Below are 17114 nucleotides of genomic sequence, written 5' to 3'. Positions count from 1 at the left end.
TCCCATGTTCCAGACCCAGTTGAAGGCCGCCGCCGCGCGGATCGAGGCGCGGTTGATGACGTCCCTTGAAAACCGCGCCGATCAGCCCGTGACCCACGGCATGCGCTACGCCGTGGCCGGGGGCAAACGCCTGCGCGGCTTTCTTGTGATGGAAGGGGCCGCGCTTTACGGAATCGGGCCGGAGCAGTCGGTGCACGCCGCCGCCGCCATCGAGGCCGTGCATGCCTACAGCCTTGTGCATGACGACATGCCCTGCATGGACGACGACGACCTGCGCCGCGGCCAGCCCACCGTGCATGTGAAATGGGATGACGGCACGGCGCTTCTGGTCGGCGACGCGTTGCAGACGCTGGCATTCGAGTTTCTGGCGGATGAAAGTTGCCACCCCGACCCCGCGGTGCGGATCGACCTTGTCGCGACGATGGCGCGGGCCTCTGGCATCGATGGCATGGTGCTGGGGCAGGCGCAGGACATCGCCGCCGAAACCGCCGGCCGCCCGCTGACGCTGGACGAGATCACCGAGTTGCAGGCCAACAAGACCGGCGCGCTGATCCGCTGGTCGGCCGAAGCCGGGGCACGGCTGGGCCAGGCCGATATCGCGCCCTTGTCTGCCTATTCCACCGCGCTGGGCCTTGCCTTCCAGATCGCCGACGACATCCTTGATGTGGAGGGCGACGTGGCCAAGACCGGCAAGCGCGTGCAAAAGGATGCGGATGCCGGCAAGGCGACCTTCGTGTCGCTGCTGGGCCTCGACGGGGCCAAGGCCCGCGCCAAGGCGCTGGTCGAAGAGGCCGAAGACGCCCTCGCCCCCTTTGGCGAAAAGGCCGATACCTTGCGGGCAACGGCCCGCTTCGTTATTGCGCGCGAGACCTGAATCGCGCCGACAGCCCCGGAGGGCCCGTACTGTGAGTAACCGCCCCGTCACCCCGCTTCTGGATCGTGTGTCCAGCCCTGCCGACCTGAAAGGTTTCTCGGACGCCGAACTGAGGCAGCTTGCCGAGGAGTTGCGGCAGGAAACCATCGCGGCGGTGTCGGAGACCGGCGGCCATCTGGGTGCCGGGCTTGGGGTTATCGAACTGACGCTGGCGCTGCACGCGGTGTTCGACACGCCGCGCGACCGGCTGATCTGGGATGTCAGCCACCAGTGCTATCCCCACAAGATCCTGACCGGGCGGCGCGACCGTATCCGCACCCTGCGCCAGAAGGGGGGGCTCTCGGGCTTCACCAAGCGGTCGGAAAGCGAATACGACGCCTTCGGGGCGGGTCACAGTTCCACCTCGATCTCGGCGGCGCTGGGCTATGCGGTGGCGCGCGATCTGGGCACGGCGCCCGAAGCCGGCGTTGGCGATGCCATCGCGGTGATCGGCGACGGGGCGCTGACCGGCGGCATGGCGTTCGAGGCGCTGAACCATGCGGGCCATCTGAAATCGCGGATGGTGGTGATCCTGAACGACAACGAGATGTCCATCGCCCCGCCGGTGGGCGCGATGTCGACCTACCTCAACCGGCTTTATACCGGCGCACCGTTCCAGGAATTCAAGGCCATCGCCAAGGGCGCGGTGCGCCATCTGCCGGGCCCGCTGCAGGAAAGCGCCAAGCGTGCCAAGGACCTGATCAAGCATGTCACGGTCGGCGGCACCATGTTCGAGGAGCTGGGCTTTTCCTATGTCGGCCCGATCGACGGGCACGATCTTGACCAGTTGCTGTCGATCCTGCGCACGGTGAAGACCCGGGCCACCGGGCCGATGCTGCTGCATGTCATCACGCAGAAGGGCAAGGGCTATGCCCCGGCGGAGGCCGCCGCCGACCGCTGCCACGGCGTGTCGCGCTTTGACATCGCGACGGGTGAGCAAAAGAAGACGCCCGCCAATGCCCCCTCCTACACCAAGGTCTTTGCCAACGCCCTGATTGCCGAGGCGCGGGCCGACCGCAAGGTCGTGGGCGTGACCGCGGCGATGCCCGACGGCACCGGTCTGAACCTGTTCGCCGAACGCTTCCCCGAACGCACCTTCGACGTGGGGATCGCGGAACAGCACGCGGTGACCTTTTCCGCGGCGCTGGCCGCAGGCGGGCAGAAACCGTTCTGCGCGATCTATTCCACCTTCCTGCAACGCGGATACGACCAGATCGTGCATGACGTGGCGATCCAGCGCCTGCCGGTGCGCTTTGCCATCGACCGGGCCGGGCTTGTCGGCGCCGATGGCGCGACCCATGCGGGCAGCTATGACATCGCGTTTCTGGCCAACCTGCCGGGCATGGTGGTGATGGCCGCCGCGGACGAGGCCGAACTGGTGCATATGGTTGCCACCGCCGTCGCCCATGACGAGGGGCCCATCGCCTTCCGCTTCCCGCGGGGCGAAGGCGTGGGGGTGGAGCTTCCCGAAAAGGGCGTTCCGCTGGAAATCGGCAAGGGCCGGATGATCCGCGAAGGGTCGCGCGTGGCGATCCTGAATTTCGGCGCCCGGCTGAAAGAGGTGAACGAGGCGGCACAGGCGCTCGCCGCCAAGGGCATCACGCCCACCATCGCCGATGCCCGCTTTGCCAAGCCGCTGGACGAGGAGCTGATCCTGCGCCTTGCCCGCGACCATGAGGCGCTGATCACCATCGAGGAAGGCGCCGTCGGCGGCTTCGGCAGCCATGTCGCGCATCTCCTGGCCGAAAACGGCATTTTCGACAGTGGGCTGAAATACCGCTCCATGGTCCTTCCCGACACCTTCATCGACCATGCCAGCCCCGCGGACATGTATGCCTCTGCCAAGATGAACGCCCCGGATATCGAGGCGAAGGTGCTGGAAGTTCTGGACGCCTCCGACGCCGCGGCCAAGCGCGCCTGACCGCGAACGCTCAGGCGTCGCGCAACAGCACGTTCTGGTCCACCAAGAACCGCTCTGACAGGGCAAGGCAGGCCGCGCCCAGTGATCGCGCATGGGGGCCGATGGTGCCCTCGGCAATCGCCACCGGGGTCAGGCCGGCGCGGTTCATCCCGGCATAGGCCTCCTGCGTGCGACGCACGAGGCAGGCCCGGATCTCGGGCGGCAGCCAGCCGTCGATCAGCACCATCTCGAAATCGATGACCGCGCAGGCCGCGGCGACAGCCTGGGCAAGCCCGTTTGCGGCCCCTTCCAGCCAGTCGGTCAGGATCAGCGTATCGACCTCCCACCGGTCGGGCGACGCCCATAGCGTCCCGGCAGAGACCCCGGTGGCCTCCAGCATGCGCTCCAGCGTGGCCAGAGAGGCCAGTTCGATCAACTGGCGGCGCGTTCCGTCGGCAGCCAGCACGGGAAGTGAGCCCAGCGCCCCGGCATTGCCCTTGCTTCCGGTGAAAAGACTGCCGTTCAGCACCACGCCGCCACCGATGAAATAACCCACGAAGACATGCAGCACATTGGCGGGCAGGTCCGCGGTACCCAGGACCAGTTCCGCCCCGCATGCCGATGACGCGTCGTTTTGCAGGAACACCGGCAGGCCCAGCGCGGCCTCCAGTTCCGCCCGGATGTCACGGGTGCGCCAGGCCGACATCTCGTCCTGGGGCGCCCCGATGGGCTCGGCCCAGTCCCACAACTGAAACGGCAAGGCGATGCCCATGCCGGAAAGCCGGGCACCGAGCGCGGGGTCAAGCGCGGCCATGATTTCCACCACAGCCCGGCGGGCAAAGCTGACCGTGCCGTCCGGCGTCGGATAGCGGTGCCGTTCCTGCCGGCGGTCCCGGACATGGCCCATGAAATCCATCAGGACCAGTTCAAGGCTGCGCCGCCCGACCTTCAGACCGAAGAACAGCGCCCCATCGGGGGCAAGCGCCATCGGGACCGAGGGCTGCCCCACCCGGCCCCGCATCGGCGCGCCGCGCACCAGCAGCCCGTCCTCCTCAAGCCGCCGCATGATGACCGACACCGTTTGCGCCGACAGCCCCGTCGTGCGCGCGATCTGCGCCTTGGGTTGCGGCCCGTGGCGGCGCAGCAAGGTCAGAACCAGCCGCTCATTATGGGCGCGCATGCCGCTCTGGCTCGACCCGCGGATCGGTACGGTCAGTTGCGGCTCCACCTTCTCCACGTCGATCTCCTGTTCGGCTTGCCCCAAGGATGGCGAGGTCACGCCACATCTGTCAATAAATAAATCACTCTGAATTATTTATTGACATTTCGCCTGAGAATCGCGCTCATAGGGCACAAGGACAGCGGGGAGAACGCCGCCGATCCGGACGCGACACGAGCGGGAGGAAACATCGTGAAAAACTCTGCCACCCTGAAAACACTCTTCATCGGCGCAGCAACCCTGGCCCTGGCCACCGGCGGCGCATGGGCCGCCGATATCGGCGCCTGCCTGATCACCAAGACCGACACCAACCCCTTCTTCGTGAAGATGAAGGAAGGCGCGCAGCAGGGCGCCAAGGAAAACGGGATCAAGCTGTCGACCTTCGCAGGCAAACTCGACGGCGATGTCGAAACCCAGATCGCGGCGGTGGAAACCTGCATCGCCAGCGGCGCCAAGGGCATCCTGATCACCCCGTCCGACAGCCGCGCATTGGCCCCCGTGGTCACGCAGGCGCGGGACGCCGGGCTTCTGGTGATCGCGCTCGACACCCCCTTCGAACCGGCGGACGTGGCCGACGCGACCTTTGCCACCGACAACTTCAAGGCGGGCGAACTGATCGGACAATGGGCCAAGGCCAAGCTGGGCGACGGAGCGGCCGATGCCAAGATCGCGTTCCTCGACCTCAACCCGTCCGAGGTGTCGGTCGACTACCTGCGCGATCAGGGGTTCATGCAAGGCTTCGGCATCGACATCAAGAACCCCACCGATATCGGGGACGAAGACGACCCGCGTATCGTCGGCCATGACGTGACCAACGGCAACGAGGAAGGCGGGCGCATGGCGATGGAGAACCTTCTGCAGCGCGACCCAAGCGTGAATGTCGTCTACACCATCAACGAACCCGCCGCCGCGGGCGCCTATGAGGCGCTGAAGGCCATGGGGCGCGAGGACAAGGTGCTGATCGTCTCCGTCGATGGGGGCTGCCCCGGCGTGCAGAACATCGCAGATGGCGTGATCGGGGCGACCTCGATGCAGTTCCCCCTTCTGATGGCGTCCAAGGGGATCGAGGCGATCAAGCATTTCGCCGAAACCGGCGAGAAGCCGCAGAACACCGAAGGGCTCGACTTCTACAACACCGGCGTGGAACTGATCAGCGACGAACCGGTGGACGGCCTGCCCTCCAAGACCTCCGCCGAGGGGCTGAAGATGTGCTGGGGCTGACGGCCAAGGCCTGACCGGCGGCGCGGGCGTTCCGGCCCCGCGCCGCCTCCCTCCTCAAGACCAGCTTTGACCGATGCAGCGGGGGCGGGCATGCTTCCCCCCGGGAGGACTTTTAATGACTGACACAACCGAACCCGCCGCGCGCGGGCAGGACTTCGAACGAAGCCTCGCCCAAAGCGATACGCGCGTCGCGCAATTTGCCGAGGACCGCCGCGGCGTCGTGGGCACCATCCAGCACATCCTGCACGGCAATCCGACGCTGGTGCCGATCATCGTGCTTCTGGTCAGCATCGGGGTCTTCGGGCTGATCGCAGGGGAGCGCTTCTTCTCCCCCTTCAACCTGACGCTGATCATGCAGCAGGTGTCGATCATCGGGATGCTGGCGGCGGCGCAAAGCCTGATCATCCTGACCGCGGGCATCGATCTGTCCGTTGCGGCCGTCATGGTTCTGATGTCGGTCATCGCGGGCAATCTGGCCGTCTATATGGGCGTGCCCTCGATTCTTGCGCTGCCGGTCGCCTTTGCGGGCGGCGCGGCAGCGGGGCTGTTGAACGGCCTGCTGGTGACCCGGGTCAAGCTGCCGCCCTTCATCGTGACGCTGGGCACATGGAACATCTTTTACGCGCTGAACCTGTGGCTTTCCGGCGCGCAGTCGATCCGCAGCCAGGATATCGACGCCGAGGCACCGCTGCTGAAATTCTTCGGCAACGCCGTCGATATCGGCGATGCGCGGATCACCTATGGCTCGATCCTGATGTTCGTGACCTTCGGGGTGCTGTGGTACCTGCTGAACAAGACCGCGTGGGGCCGCCATGTCTATGCCGTGGGCGACGACAAGGAGGCCGCGGAACTGGCGGGCATCCGCACCGACCGCACGCTGATGTCGGTCTACATGCTGGCCGGCCTTGTCTGCGCCATCGCGGCGTGGTCCTCCATCGGGCGGGTGGGGTCGATCAGCCCGCAGGCGTTCTATGAAGGCAACCTGCAATCCATCACCGCCGTGGTGATCGGGGGCATCTCGCTTTTCGGCGGGCGCGGTTCCGTCCTCGGGGCGCTTTTCGGCGCGCTGATCGTCGGCGTGTTCCAGTCGGGGCTGCGGCTGGCCGGGGTCGACGTGCTCTGGCAGGTCTTCGCCATCGGCTGGCTCATCATTCTGGCCGTCGCCATCGACCAGTGGATCAGAAAGGTTTCGGGATGACACAAGAGCCCATTCTCACCGCCCGCAATGTCGTCAAGCGGTTCGGTCGCGTCACCGCGCTGGATCATGCCGACTTCGACCTTTACCCCGGCGAAATCCTGGCCGTGATCGGCGACAACGGCGCGGGCAAGTCGACGATGATCAAGGCGATCTCGGGCGCGCTGGTGCCCGACTCCGGTGAAATCCGGCTGGAGGGGAAACCGGTCAACTTCGCCTCCCCCATCGAGGCGCGCGAGGCCGGGATCGAAACCGTCTACCAGACGCTGGCGCTGTCGCCCGCGCTTTCGATCACCGACAACATGTTCGTGGGGCGCGAGATCCGCAAATCGGGCTTCATGGGCAAGTATCTCAAGATGCTTGACCGCAAGGCGATGGAAGCCTTCGCCCGTGAGAAGCTGTCCGAACTGGGGCTGATGACGATCCAGAACATCAACCAGGCGGTCGAAACCCTTTCGGGCGGCCAGCGGCAGGGGGTGGCGGTGGCCCGCGCCGCGGCGTTCGGGTCCAAGGTCATCATCCTGGACGAACCGACGGCCGCGCTGGGCGTGAAGGAAAGCCGCCGGGTGCTGGAGCTGATCTGCGACGTCCGCGCCCGCGGCATCCCGATCGTGCTGATCAGCCACAACATGCCCCATGTGTTCGAGGTAGCCGACCGCATCCATATCCACCGGCTGGGCCGGCGCCTGTGCGTGATCGACCCCAGGGAATACACCATGTCCGACGCGGTGGCCTTCATGACCGGGGCAAAGGAAGCGCCAGAGGCCGCGCAAGCCGCATGAGCGAGGAGATCGATACCGTCACGGCCCTTGCCGACCGGATCGGCCGGTGCCCGGTCACCCGGCACCGGCGGGTCGTGGCGGTGGCCGGCGCCCCCGGCAGCGGAAAGTCCCGGCTGGCAAGGGCCCTGTCCGAGGCGGTGACCCAGACGGGAACGGCCTGCGTCGTGGTGCCGATGGACGGCTTCCACCTTGATAACCGGTTGCTCGACGCACGCGGCCTGCGCGCGCGCAAGGGGGCACCGGACACCTTCGACGTGATGGGCTTTCAGCGGCTGGTCGCGGCCCTGCACGACGACGAGGAGGTCATCTTCCCGCTGTTCGACCGGGCGCGGGACATCGCCATCGCCGGGGCCGGCCGCGTTGCGCGGGACTGCGACACGGTCATCGTCGAAGGCAACTACCTGCTGTTCGATGCGCCGCATTGGCGGGATCTTGCGGCAGAATGGGACCTGTCGGTCTTCCGCGACGTCCCCGAAGCCGAGTTGCTGGACCGCCTGACCCGCCGCTGGCTGAAGCATGGTCTGCCCCCGGACGCCGCCCGCGCCCGGGCGGAAACCAACGACATGGCCAATGCCCGCGCCGTGGCGGGCCAAAGGTTGCCCGCGGATATCCTGTTTCGCGGCGACGCGCCCCCCGCCCCCAACAAGGCCGACCCGGCATGAAGCGATCCGAGATCAACGACATCCTGAGGGAAGGGGAGGCGTTCATCCGCTCCTTCGGGCATTTCCTGCCGCCCTTTGCCGATTGGCCGCCGGATCGGATGCGCGGCCCCGATGGCGCGCTGATCCGCGAACGGCGGCTGGGATGGGACATCACCGATTACGGGCAGGGCCGGTTCGACACGCTCGGGCTGTTCCTGTTCACCATCCGCAACGGCAGCCTCGGCGCCCTGTCGCAGGGCCGGGGGATGGTTTACGCGGAAAAGATCATGATCTCGCGCCGGGATCAGCTTTCGCCGATGCACCGGCACATTCTCAAGACCGAGGACATCATCAACCGCGGCGGCGGTGATCTGGTTCTGAAACTGCACGCCGCGCGGCCCGACGGCGCGATTGACCCCGATGCGGCAGTCGAGGTGCTGTCAGACGGGGTGCCGCAGACCATGACCGCGGGCGGCCATCTGCGGCTTCGGCCCGGCAGCAGCGTCACCCTGCCCCCCACGGTGTGGCACGCGTTCTGGGCGGAAGGCGGCGACTGCCTGATCGCAGAGGTCTCAACCGTCAATGACGACCTCACCGACAACGTCTTCGCCGACCCGATCGGGCGGTTTTCAAACGTCACCGAAGACGTCGCGCCGCTGCGCCTGCTTGTGTCGGATTACGACTGACGGCGCCCACGGTCCGTCACGCCGAACGCTCCGGCCCCGACCGCTGCATCCGCTCCAACTCCAACAGGGCGGCAAGCCCTGCGCGATAGTCCGGATGCCGCAGGATCACGCCGAGATCCGCCTTGATGCGGTCGTTGTGCACGCGCTTGGACTCCGCGTAAAAGCTGCGCGCCATCGGGCCAAGGCCGGCTTCCTCGAACGCCACCTCGGGCGGCAGGGGCAGACCCAGCAGCCGTGCGGCGAAGGCGATCACATCCTGCGGCGGCGCCGGTTCGTCATCGGCGACGTTATAGACCGCACCGGGGCACGGCGCGGCCATCGACGCGGCCAGCACCTGCGCGATATCGTCCACATGAATGCGGGAAAAGACCTGCCCGTCCTTGACGATGCGCTGGGCGACCCCCGATCTGACCCGGTCGAGGGGCGACCGGTCCGGCCCATAGATCCCGGCAAGGCGGAAGATATGCAGGGGCAGGCCCAGCGCGGCCCAGTCAGCTTCGGCCTTCACCCGGGCCTGTCCACGGTCGGTCGCCGGGGTCAGGGGGGTGTCTTCGTCGACCCAACCGCCCCCGTGATCGCCATAGACGCCGGTGGTGGACAGATAGCCCACCCATTGCAGGTGGCGCGCCGCCCCCAATGCCCCGCCCAGCGCCGCGACAACCGGGTCGCCGTCCGGCGTCGGGGGCACGGAACTCAACACATGGGTGGCGCGGGCGAGCGCCGGGCCGATCTCGGCGCCGGGCCAGATCAACGGCTCCACCCCCTGCGCGCGCAAGACGTCCGCACGGGCCGCACCCCGCGTGGTGCCGATCACATGCCAGTCCGGCGTCAGACACCGGGCCAACGCCTGTGCCGAATAGCCGTGGCCTATGGACAAAAGGACAGGTTTCATAATCCTCAGGATTGCGTGGCACTCACTCGTTTCAAGCAAAAAGCGACAAAGGACAAGCGGCAAAGCCCCGCAGACCTTGCGCCGCGTGTCCAAAGAATGACACTTGGTCGCGTCACGCCCCGCCAAGGACGAGGTTCCCCCAATGCCGGACGCCACCGCGGAATTGCCGCTGGATACCCCTGCCCTGCCCGATCCCGCCACCTTCATGGAGGCCGACGCCGCGGTCGAACGGCTGATCGCGCTCTACGACGCCTCTGTCGGGTTCCTGAAAACCCGGTTCCGGGAAACCATGGCCGGCGCCCCGCCGAAGGCACGCTCTCGCGCGGTCTATCCCGAGATCCGGTTCTCCACGGCGACCCATGCCCGTGTCGACAGCCGATTGAGCTTTGGCCATGTCGCCGAACCCGGCACCTATGCCGCGACGATCACCCGGCCAGACCTGTTCGCCAACTACCTGCGCCAGCAGATCGGCCTTCTGGTGGAAAACCACAACCAGCCCGTCACCATCGGCCCCTCGACCACGCCGATCCCGATCCATTTCGCGATGGCTGGCGACGATGGCATGACCGTGCCCCAGGAAGGCGCGTTCGACGTGCCGCTGCGCGATCTGTTCGACGTGCCGGACCTTGGCACCACCAATGACGACATCGTCAATGGCACGCTGGACCGCTCTGGCGGCGCCCCGGCCCCGCTGGCCCCGTTCACGGCGCAGCGGGTGGATTATTCCCTTGCCCGGCTGTCCCACTACACCGCCACCGCGCCGGAGCATTTCCAGAACCACGTGTTGTTCACCAACTACCAGTTCTATGTCGAGGAGTTCGAGGCGCTGGGCCGCAAGGCACTGGCCGATCCCGACAGCGGCTATGTCGCCCTTGTCGGCCCCGGCAATGTCGAGATCACCGCCCCCGATGCCCCACTGCCCACACCGCCCAAGTTGCCGCAGATGCCGACCTATCACCTGAAACGGGCCGACGGGCAGGGCATCACGCTGGTCAATATCGGCGTGGGCCCCTCGAACGCGAAGACGGCGACCGACCATATTGCCGTTCTGCGCCCCCATGCCTGGCTGATGGTGGGCCATTGCGCGGGCTTGCGGAATTCCCAGCGATTGGGGGATTTCGTGCTGGCCCACGGTTATCTGCGCGAAGATCACGTTCTGGACGACGACCTGCCGGTCTGGGTGCCGATCCCGGCGCTGGCCGAAATCCAGGTCGCGCTGGAAGACGCGGTGGAGGAAGTGGCACAGCTTGAAGGCTATGAGCTGAAACGCATCATGCGCACCGGCACCGTGGCCACCATCGACAACCGCAACTGGGAACTGGCCGACCAGACCGGGCCGGTGCAGCGGCTGTCGCAGTCCCGCGCCATCGCGCTGGATATGGAAAGCGCGACCATCGCGGCCAACGGCTTTCGCTTCCGGGTGCCCTATGGCACGCTTCTGTGCGTCTCGGACAAGCCGCTGCATGGCGAGTTGAAGCTTCCGGGGATGGCCAGCGACTTCTACAAGACGCAGGTCTCGCGGCATCTGGCGATCGGCGTGCGCGCGATGGAGCGGCTGCGCGACATGCCGCTGGAGCGGATCCACAGCCGGAAACTCCGCAGTTTTCAGGAAACCGCCTTTCTGTAAGACGCAAATCGGCCACAAAATCATAGGAAATCCGGCCTTTTCGACCACAAAGCGTTGTGTGGGCCCGCAATATCCCGCAATGTCACCGAAATGAGCCCCCATAGAGGGCAGGATCGAGGAGACCACGAATGGCAAAACCGATGACCAAGACGCAACTGGTTGCGGCCCTCGCGGAGGAGATGGAGGCCGACAAGAAGACGGCAGGCGCAGCGCTGGACGCGATGACGGCCATCATCACACGCGAAGTCGCCGCTGGCGGCGCCGTGACGCTGCCCGGCGTGGGCAAGATCTACTGCCGCGAACGGCCCGAGCGGATGGTGCGCAACCCCGCCACCGGCGAGCAGTTCAAGAAAGAGGCCGACAAGGTCGTGAAGGTGACCGTCGCCAAGGCGCTGAAGGACAGCGTGAACGGATAGACCTCCGCCCTTCTGCGCTTCTGCGCTGGCCGGAAACGGTCTAGGGTCGTCCCGGGGGCGGCCCTTTTGCTTGTCCGGAGGAAGAATGGATTTCCGCGCATTGGCGATGGGCCTGGCCTTCGCCTTCATCTGGGCCTCGGCGTTTTCCTCGGCGCGGATCATCGTGGCCGAGGCGCCGCCGCTGGGCGCGCTGGCCTTCCGGTTCCTGATTTCGGGCCTTCTGGGCGTGGGGATCGCCGCGGCGCTGGGGCAAAGCTGGCGCCTGACGGGGCCCCAATGGCGCGCGACCGCGATCTTCGGGATCAGCCAGAACGCGCTGTATCTCGGTCTGAACTTCGTCGCGATGCAGACGCTGGAGGCCTCGATGGCGGCGATCATCGCCTCGACCATGCCGCTCTTGGTCGCGCTCTTCGGCTGGATCGTGCTGGGGGAACGGGTGCGCCCCTTGGGCATTGCCGGGCTGGTCGTCGGCTTTGCGGGCGTGGCGATCATCATGGGCAGCCGCATCACCCAAGGCGTCGATCTGTTCGGGCTGGTGCTGTGCATCGCCGGGGTGTTCGCGCTGACCGCCGCAACGCTGTCGGTCCGGGGGGCGTCCTCGGGCGGGAACGTGCTGATGATCGTGGGTCTTCAGATGCTGCTGGGGGCCACCGTTCTGGGCATAGCCTCGCTGGCGGCCGGAGAGGTCTGGGACATCACCCCGAACTGGCGGCTGGGTCTGGCCTTCGGCTATACCACGCTGTTCCCCGGCCTCACCGCCACGCTGATCTGGTTCCTGCTGGTGCGCCGGGTGGGGGCCGTGCGCGCCGCGACCTTCCACTTCCTCAGCCCGTTTTTCGGGGTCGGCATCGCGGCCCTTCTGCTGGGGGAACGTCTGGGCGCGATGGATGTGGCCGGCGTCGCGGTGATCATGGCCGGCATCTTCGCCGTTCAGGTGTCGAAGCAGACGCAAGCGGTTGCGCCCTTGGGCAAGTGAGGCCGCGCCGAACAAGGCCGGGACGGGCAGACAATGTGGGGCCGCCTGCGCGATCCCCTGTCGGGCGCCTGTGTGCCTGACAGGGTCGCGGTGTTACCCGATCCGCCCCCGGTTCTCGCCCACCTGCCCGCGATGCAAGAGCAGGTGATCCAGCAAAACGCAGGCCATCATCGCCTCGCCCACCGGCACGGCGCGGATGCCGACGCAGGGATCGTGGCGGCCCTTGGTGACGATCTCGGTGACCTCGCCCGACTTGGTGATGGTGCGGCGCGGGGTCAGGATCGACGAGGTCGGCTTGACCGCGAAGCGCACGACGACGTCCTGCCCGGTGGAGATACCGCCAAGGATGCCGCCCGCGTGGTTGGAGGAATAGACGGGCTGGCCATCCTCGCCGAGGAAGATCTCGTCGGCATTCTCGGTCCCGGTCAGGGCCGCGGCGGCCATGCCCTCGCCAATCTCGACACCCTTCACCGCATTGATGCTCATCATCGCGGCGGCCAGATCGGTATCAAGCTTGCCATAGACCGGGGCGCCCAACCCCGCGGGCACGCCGCTTGCCAACAGTTCGACGACGGCTCCGACAGAATTGCCATCCTTGCGCAACCCGTCCAGATAGACGGCCCAGTCGTCGGCGGCCTGCGCGTCGGGCACCCAGAACGGGTTCCGGCCGATTTCGTCGAGGTCGAACCGCGCACGGTCGATGGCATGGGGGCCCATCTGGACCATGTATCCCGTGATCGCGATCTCGGGTGCCAGAACGCCCAATGCGGCGCGCGCGATGCCGCCCGCCGCCACCCGCGCCGCGGTTTCCCGGGCCGAGGAACGCCCGCCGCCGCGATAGTCGCGGATGCCGTATTTCTGCCAATAGGTGATGTCGGCGTGACCGGGGCGGAACTTCTCGGCGATGTCGCCGTAATCCTTCGAGCGCTGGTCGGTATTGCGGATCATCAACTGGATCGGCGTGCCGGTCGTCTGCCCCTCGAACACGCCCGAGAGGATCTCGACCGCGTCCGCCTCCTGCCGCTGGGTGGTAAAGCGGTTCTGCCCGGGCTTGCGCAGGTCCAGCCAGTGCTGCAACGCGGCCTCGTCAATCGGCACGCCGGGCGGGCAGCCGTCTACCGTGGCCCCAAGGGCGGGCCCGTGGCTTTCGCCCCAGGTGGTGACGCGGAAAAGATGGCCGAAGCTGTTCAGGCTCATGGGGCAGGTCTCCTCTTGCGCGTCCGGGCATAGCGGGCGCGCCCGCCCCCCTCAAGCGCTTTCCCTTGCACAGCACCGCGGCGGCCCCTAGTCTTGGTCCGACCTCGGGGTGCCCGGCATGGGCTGAGATGCAGCGATGCGAACCCGTTGAACCTGACCCGGCTAGGACCGGCGGAGGGAAGGTATGGGCACTCCTCCACCCTTTTCCCGTCCGGTCGATGGAGGAAGCCATGCGTTACCCGACACTCGCCGCCGGCCTTTTGGGCGCCACCATGGCGCAGGCCGACACGCCCGTTCTGACCGTCTATACCTATGACAGCTTCGTATCCGACTGGGGCCCCGGCCCGGCGGTCGAGGCCGCGTTCGAAGAGATCTGCGGCTGCGACCTGCAATTCGTGGCCTCCGGCGACGGGGCGGCTCTGCTCGCGCGGATCCGGCTGGAAGGGGCGCGGACAAGGGCGGATGTGGTCTTGGGGCTCGACACCAACCTGACGGCGGCCGCGGCGGAAACGGGTCTCTTCGCACAACACGGGCTGGAGGACCGGGACTTCGACCTGCCCGTCGCGTGGGAGGACGACATGTTCCTGCCCTATGACTGGGGCTATTTCGCCTTCGTCTATGACAAGACCCGGCTGGACGAGGTGCCGACAAGCTTCGAGGCGCTGGCCGCGCTGCCAGACGACGTGAAGATCGTGATCGAGGATCCGCGCAGTTCCACCCCGGGGCTGGGGCTGCTGCTGTGGGTCAAGGCCGCCTATGGCGACCGGGCGGCCGAGATCTGGCAGGGGCTTGCCCCCCATATCCTGACCGTGACCAAGGGGTGGAGCGAGGCCTATGGCATGTTCCTTGAAGGTGAGGCCGACATGGTGCTGTCCTACACCACATCGCCCGCCTATCACCTGATCGCCGAAGGCGATGACAGCAAGGCCGCGGCGGGTTTCAACGAAGGCCACTACATGCAGATCGAGGTGGCGGGGCAGATCGCCCATTCCGACCAGCCGGCGCTTGCGCGGCAATTCCTCGACTTCATGCTGAGCGATGCGTTCCAGTCGGTGATCCCGACCACGAACTGGATGTATCCCGCCGTCACCCCCGCAGGGGGCCTGCCCGACGGGTTCGACACGCTGATCACCCCCGACACCGCGTTGATCTATCCCGCCGGAGAGGCGGCACGGGTGCGCGACACCGCGCTGGCCGAATGGCGCGACGCGCTCAGCCAATAGGCATCGCTCTCCCCGCGGGTGTGCTGGCCGGTGGCGCGGTTCTGGCGCTCAGCCTCGGCACGCTGGCCGCGGTCGCCTTGCGGGCAGAGGGGGGCACGGGGCTGGCTGCGGCCGACTGGGCCGCGGTGCGATTCACGCTGACGCAGGCGACGCTTTCGGCCGGGTTCAGTTGCCTGCTGGCCGTCTTCGTGGCCCGTGCCCTGGCGCGACGGCAGTTTCCCGGGCGGGCGCTGCTGATCACGCTGCTGGGCGCGCCGTTCATCCTGCCCGTGATCGTCGCGGTGCTGGGTCTGTTGGCCGTTTTCGGGCGCTCCGGGCTGCTCTCGGCGGCGCTGGTCCCGCTTGGGCTTGGTCCCGTCGATATCTACGGGCTGGAGGGCGTGGTTCTGGCGCATGTGTTCTTCAACCTGCCGCTGGCCACGCGGCTGCTCCTGCAAGGATGGTTGGCGATCCCGGCCGAGCGGTTCCGGCTGGCCGCGGCGCTGGGATTTTCGCCCGGCGATGTCGCGCGTCACTTGGAGGCGCCGATGCTGCGCAGCGTTCTGCCCGGCGCCTTCGTGGTAGTCTTCCTGATCTGCATGACCAGTTTCGCGGTGGCCCTGACACTCGGCGGCGGTCCTAGGGCCACGACGGTGGAACTCGCCATCTATCAAAGCTTCCGCTACGACTTCGACCTTGGCCATGCGGCGCTGCTGTCGCTGATCCAGTTCGGGCTGTGCGGCGTGGCCGCTCTTCTGGCATTTGCCGTCGCGGTGCCGTCGGCCTTCGGGTCCGGGCTGGGCCGCCCCCTCGCACGGTGGGACGGCGACCGGTGGGCGCTGCGCCTGGCCGATGCCATTTGGCTGTGCCTTGGGGCGCTGTTCCTGCTGCTGCCGCTGGCCATGATCATCGCCAAGGGGGCCGCCCACCTGCCGGGGCTGCCGGTTCAGGTCTATCACGCCGCCCTTCGGTCCCTTTGCGTGGCGCTGGCCTCTGCCGCCGTGACCCTGGCCCTTGCCCTGCCGATGGCGCTGGCCGCGGCCCGGCTGAAACGCGCACTTGGCGGCGCCCTTCTGGCGGCGGGCACCCTGTCGATCGCGGCCTCACCGCTGGTGATGGGCACGGGGCTGTTCATCCTGCTGTTTCCCCTGGCGGACCCAACGGCCTTGGCCCTGCCGGTGACCGCGACGGTCAACGCGGTGATGAGCCTTCCCTTCGCGTTGCGCGCCCTTGCCCCGGCGGTGGCCGAGGCCCAACGGGATTTCGGAAAGCTTGCCGACAGTCTCGACATCCACGGGTTTTCGCGGCTGCGGCTTGTCCTGCTGCCGCGGCTCCGCCGGCCTGTGGGCTTCACGCTGGGGCTGTCGGCGGCGCTGTCGATGGGGGATCTGGGGGTGATTGCGCTGTTCGCCGATCAGGGGCAGGCCACCTTGCCGCTGCAACTCTATCGCCTGATGGCCGCGTACCGGATGGAGGACGCGGCCGGGGCCGCGCTGCTGCTTCTGATCCTCAGCCTTGGGCTGTTCTGGCTGTTCGACCGCGGGGGGCGGATCAATGCTGATCTGTAAGGGGCTTTCGGTCAGGCAGGGCGACTTTCGGCTGGCGGCCGATTTCGCGGTCGAGCCCGGCCGGATCGTCGCGCTCCTCGGCGCGTCGGGGGCGGGGAAATCGACGCTGCTGGACATGATCGCCGGGTTTCGCCCCCCCGACAAAGGCCGTGTGCTGTGGGACGGACAGGACCTGACACCCATGGCGCCGGGACAGCGACCCTTGTCGATCCTGTTTCAGGACAACAACCTGTTTCCGCATCTGAGCGTCACACGGAATGTCGGGCTTGGGCTGCGGCCCGATCTGAAGCTGTCGCCCGCCGACCATGAGCGGATCGAGACGGCCCTGTCCCGCGTTGGGCTGCCGGGGCTTGGCGCGCGCAAGCCCGCGGCGCTGTCGGGCGGGCAGCGCGGGCGCGTGGCGCTGGCCCGGATGCTGTTGCGGGGGCGGCCGCTGATGCTGCTGGACGAACCGTTCGCCGCGCTCGGCCCCGCGCTGAAGGCGGAAATGCTCGGGCTGGTGGCCGACCTTGCCCGCGAAACGGGCGCGACGGTTCTTCTGGTGACCCATGATCCCGCCGATGCGCAGGCGATTTGCGACCAGACGATCCTGGTGGCCGGCGGGCAGGCCCATGCCCCGCAGGCCACGGCCGCCTTGTTCGATGACCCGCCCCCGGCGCTCCGGGCCTATCTGGGCTGA

General features: G+C 67.3%; 16 protein-coding genes and 1 riboswitch. Of the genes, 13 read left to right on the top strand and 3 right to left on the bottom strand.

From position 1 onward, the window contains the following. Positions 1 to 4 precede the first annotated feature (4 nt). Together RGUI_RS12505 and dxs are read left to right on the top strand one after the other, a co-directional pair. Positions 5 to 874 (top strand): polyprenyl synthetase family protein, encoded by an 870-nt coding sequence (locus RGUI_RS12505; protein ID WP_081533418.1) that lies wholly within the window; start codon positions 5 to 7, stop codon positions 872 to 874. A gap of 31 nt (positions 875 to 905) precedes the next feature. Then, on the top strand, positions 906 to 2834 hold the full coding sequence (gene dxs / locus RGUI_RS12500; RefSeq protein ID WP_081533416.1) for a 1-deoxy-D-xylulose-5-phosphate synthase: 1929 nt from the start codon (positions 906 to 908) through the stop codon (positions 2832 to 2834). 10 nt (positions 2835 to 2844) lie between these two features. Here the strand turns inward: dxs and RGUI_RS12495 are convergent, their stop codons facing one another. Beyond that, positions 2845 to 3993 carry an ROK family transcriptional regulator gene (locus tag RGUI_RS12495; protein ID WP_081536082.1) on the bottom strand — a complete coding sequence of 383 codons (1149 nt, stop codon included), beginning with the start codon at positions 3991 to 3993 and terminating at the stop codon, positions 2845 to 2847. A 249-nt stretch (positions 3994 to 4242) separates the two neighbouring features. Here RGUI_RS12495 and RGUI_RS12490 point away from each other — a divergent pair, with 249 nt between their 5' ends. From RGUI_RS12490 to RGUI_RS12470, 5 genes are all read left to right on the top strand, one after another. Then, complete coding sequence (locus tag RGUI_RS12490; protein WP_081536081.1) at positions 4243 to 5253, top strand: sugar ABC transporter substrate-binding protein; 1011 nt, start codon at positions 4243 to 4245, stop codon at positions 5251 to 5253. A gap of 115 nt (positions 5254 to 5368) precedes the next feature. Continuing rightward, a complete protein-coding gene (locus RGUI_RS12485) occupies positions 5369 to 6451 on the top strand; it encodes an ABC transporter permease (protein WP_081533414.1) in 1083 nt (360 codons plus the stop codon). After that, entirely contained in the window at positions 6448 to 7230 is a 783-nt protein-coding gene (locus RGUI_RS12480; RefSeq protein ID WP_081533412.1) for an ATP-binding cassette domain-containing protein, read from the top strand. Before RGUI_RS12485 ends, RGUI_RS12480 begins: the two co-directional genes overlap by 4 nt. Further along, positions 7227 to 7892, top strand: coding sequence for a nucleoside/nucleotide kinase family protein (locus RGUI_RS12475; protein WP_081533410.1), 666 nt, complete (start codon positions 7227 to 7229; stop codon positions 7890 to 7892). Before RGUI_RS12480 ends, RGUI_RS12475 begins: the two co-directional genes overlap by 4 nt. Beyond that, complete coding sequence (locus RGUI_RS12470; RefSeq protein ID WP_081533408.1) at positions 7889 to 8557, top strand: D-lyxose/D-mannose family sugar isomerase; 669 nt, start codon at positions 7889 to 7891, stop codon at positions 8555 to 8557. The genes RGUI_RS12475 and RGUI_RS12470 overlap by 4 nt, the downstream gene beginning before the upstream one ends. Before the next feature lie 16 nt (positions 8558 to 8573). Here the strand turns inward: RGUI_RS12470 and RGUI_RS12465 are convergent, their stop codons facing one another. Beyond that, the gene (locus RGUI_RS12465; RefSeq protein WP_081533406.1) at positions 8574 to 9449 is read right to left on the bottom strand and encodes an SDR family oxidoreductase; all 876 of its coding nucleotides are present in this window, start codon (positions 9447 to 9449) and stop codon (positions 8574 to 8576) included. Positions 9450 to 9591: 142 nt separating this feature from the next. Here RGUI_RS12465 and RGUI_RS12460 point away from each other — a divergent pair, with 142 nt between their 5' ends. The 3 genes from RGUI_RS12460 (at position 9592) to RGUI_RS12450 (ending at position 12468) form a co-directional block, all read left to right on the top strand. Beyond that, positions 9592 to 11076, top strand: a complete 1485-nt coding sequence (locus RGUI_RS12460) for an AMP nucleosidase (RefSeq protein WP_081533404.1) — start codon at positions 9592 to 9594, stop codon at positions 11074 to 11076. Between the two features lie 128 nt (positions 11077 to 11204). Then, the gene (locus tag RGUI_RS12455) at positions 11205 to 11492 is read left to right on the top strand and encodes an HU family DNA-binding protein (protein ID WP_081533402.1); all 288 of its coding nucleotides are present in this window, start codon (positions 11205 to 11207) and stop codon (positions 11490 to 11492) included. An 85-nt stretch (positions 11493 to 11577) separates the two neighbouring features. After that, positions 11578 to 12468: a DMT family transporter gene (locus tag RGUI_RS12450; protein WP_081533400.1), complete on the top strand. Its 891-nt coding sequence runs from the start codon at positions 11578 to 11580 to the stop codon at positions 12466 to 12468. 93 nt (positions 12469 to 12561) lie between these two features. Here the strand turns inward: RGUI_RS12450 and aroC are convergent, their stop codons facing one another. Further along, on the bottom strand, positions 12562 to 13665 hold the full coding sequence (gene aroC / locus RGUI_RS12445; protein WP_081533398.1) for a chorismate synthase: 1104 nt from the start codon (positions 13663 to 13665) through the stop codon (positions 12562 to 12564). A 95-nt stretch (positions 13666 to 13760) separates the two neighbouring features. Continuing rightward, positions 13761 to 13862: riboswitch (TPP riboswitch) on the top strand. 33 nt (positions 13863 to 13895) lie between these two features. Here aroC and thiB point away from each other — a divergent pair. The 3 genes from thiB to RGUI_RS12430 are packed head-to-tail and all read left to right on the top strand — an operon-like array spanning position 13896 to position 17114. Beyond that, the gene (gene thiB / locus RGUI_RS12440) at positions 13896 to 14888 is read left to right on the top strand and encodes a thiamine ABC transporter substrate binding subunit (RefSeq protein WP_081533396.1); all 993 of its coding nucleotides are present in this window, start codon (positions 13896 to 13898) and stop codon (positions 14886 to 14888) included. Further along, positions 14864 to 16435 carry an ABC transporter permease subunit gene (locus RGUI_RS12435; RefSeq protein ID WP_081533394.1) on the top strand — a complete coding sequence of 524 codons (1572 nt, stop codon included), beginning with the start codon at positions 14864 to 14866 and terminating at the stop codon, positions 16433 to 16435. The genes thiB and RGUI_RS12435 overlap by 25 nt, the downstream gene beginning before the upstream one ends. Further along, positions 16422 to 17114: an ATP-binding cassette domain-containing protein gene (locus RGUI_RS12430; RefSeq protein ID WP_081533392.1), complete on the top strand. Its 693-nt coding sequence runs from the start codon at positions 16422 to 16424 to the stop codon at positions 17112 to 17114. Before RGUI_RS12435 ends, RGUI_RS12430 begins: the two co-directional genes overlap by 14 nt.

The sequence above is a fragment of the Rhodovulum sp. P5 genome (genome assembly GCF_002079305.1).
Taxonomy (GTDB): Bacteria; Pseudomonadota; Alphaproteobacteria; order Rhodobacterales; family Rhodobacteraceae; genus Rhodovulum.
The sequence above is the reverse complement of the archived record's forward strand: the minus strand, read 5'-3'. Positions and strand labels throughout refer to the sequence as shown.

What these genes read in the sequence shown, in the direction of transcription:
- RGUI_RS12455 (WP_081533402.1), top strand. Translation starts at nt 11,205, where the DNA reads ATGGCAAAACCGATGACCAAGACGCAACTGGTTGCGGCCCTCGCGGAG.
- aroC (WP_081533398.1), bottom strand. Translation starts at nt 13,665, where the DNA reads ATGAGCCTGAACAGCTTCGGCCATCTTTTCCGCGTCACCACCTGGGGC.
- RGUI_RS12435 (WP_081533394.1), top strand. Translation starts at nt 14,864, where the DNA reads ATGGCGCGACGCGCTCAGCCAATAGGCATCGCTCTCCCCGCGGGTGTG.
- thiB (WP_081533396.1), top strand. Translation starts at nt 13,896, where the DNA reads ATGCGTTACCCGACACTCGCCGCCGGCCTTTTGGGCGCCACCATGGCG.
- RGUI_RS12495 (WP_081536082.1), bottom strand. Translation starts at nt 3,993, where the DNA reads ATGCGCGCCCATAATGAGCGGCTGGTTCTGACCTTGCTGCGCCGCCAC.
- RGUI_RS12470 (WP_081533408.1), top strand. Translation starts at nt 7,889, where the DNA reads ATGAAGCGATCCGAGATCAACGACATCCTGAGGGAAGGGGAGGCGTTC.
- RGUI_RS12460 (WP_081533404.1), top strand. Translation starts at nt 9,592, where the DNA reads ATGCCGGACGCCACCGCGGAATTGCCGCTGGATACCCCTGCCCTGCCC.
- RGUI_RS12450 (WP_081533400.1), top strand. Translation starts at nt 11,578, where the DNA reads ATGGATTTCCGCGCATTGGCGATGGGCCTGGCCTTCGCCTTCATCTGG.
- RGUI_RS12475 (WP_081533410.1), top strand. Translation starts at nt 7,227, where the DNA reads ATGAGCGAGGAGATCGATACCGTCACGGCCCTTGCCGACCGGATCGGC.
- RGUI_RS12505 (WP_081533418.1), top strand. Translation starts at nt 5, where the DNA reads ATGTTCCAGACCCAGTTGAAGGCCGCCGCCGCGCGGATCGAGGCGCGG.
- RGUI_RS12480 (WP_081533412.1), top strand. Translation starts at nt 6,448, where the DNA reads ATGACACAAGAGCCCATTCTCACCGCCCGCAATGTCGTCAAGCGGTTC.
- RGUI_RS12465 (WP_081533406.1), bottom strand. Translation starts at nt 9,449, where the DNA reads ATGAAACCTGTCCTTTTGTCCATAGGCCACGGCTATTCGGCACAGGCG.
- RGUI_RS12485 (WP_081533414.1), top strand. Translation starts at nt 5,369, where the DNA reads ATGACTGACACAACCGAACCCGCCGCGCGCGGGCAGGACTTCGAACGA.
- RGUI_RS12430 (WP_081533392.1), top strand. Translation starts at nt 16,422, where the DNA reads ATGCTGATCTGTAAGGGGCTTTCGGTCAGGCAGGGCGACTTTCGGCTG.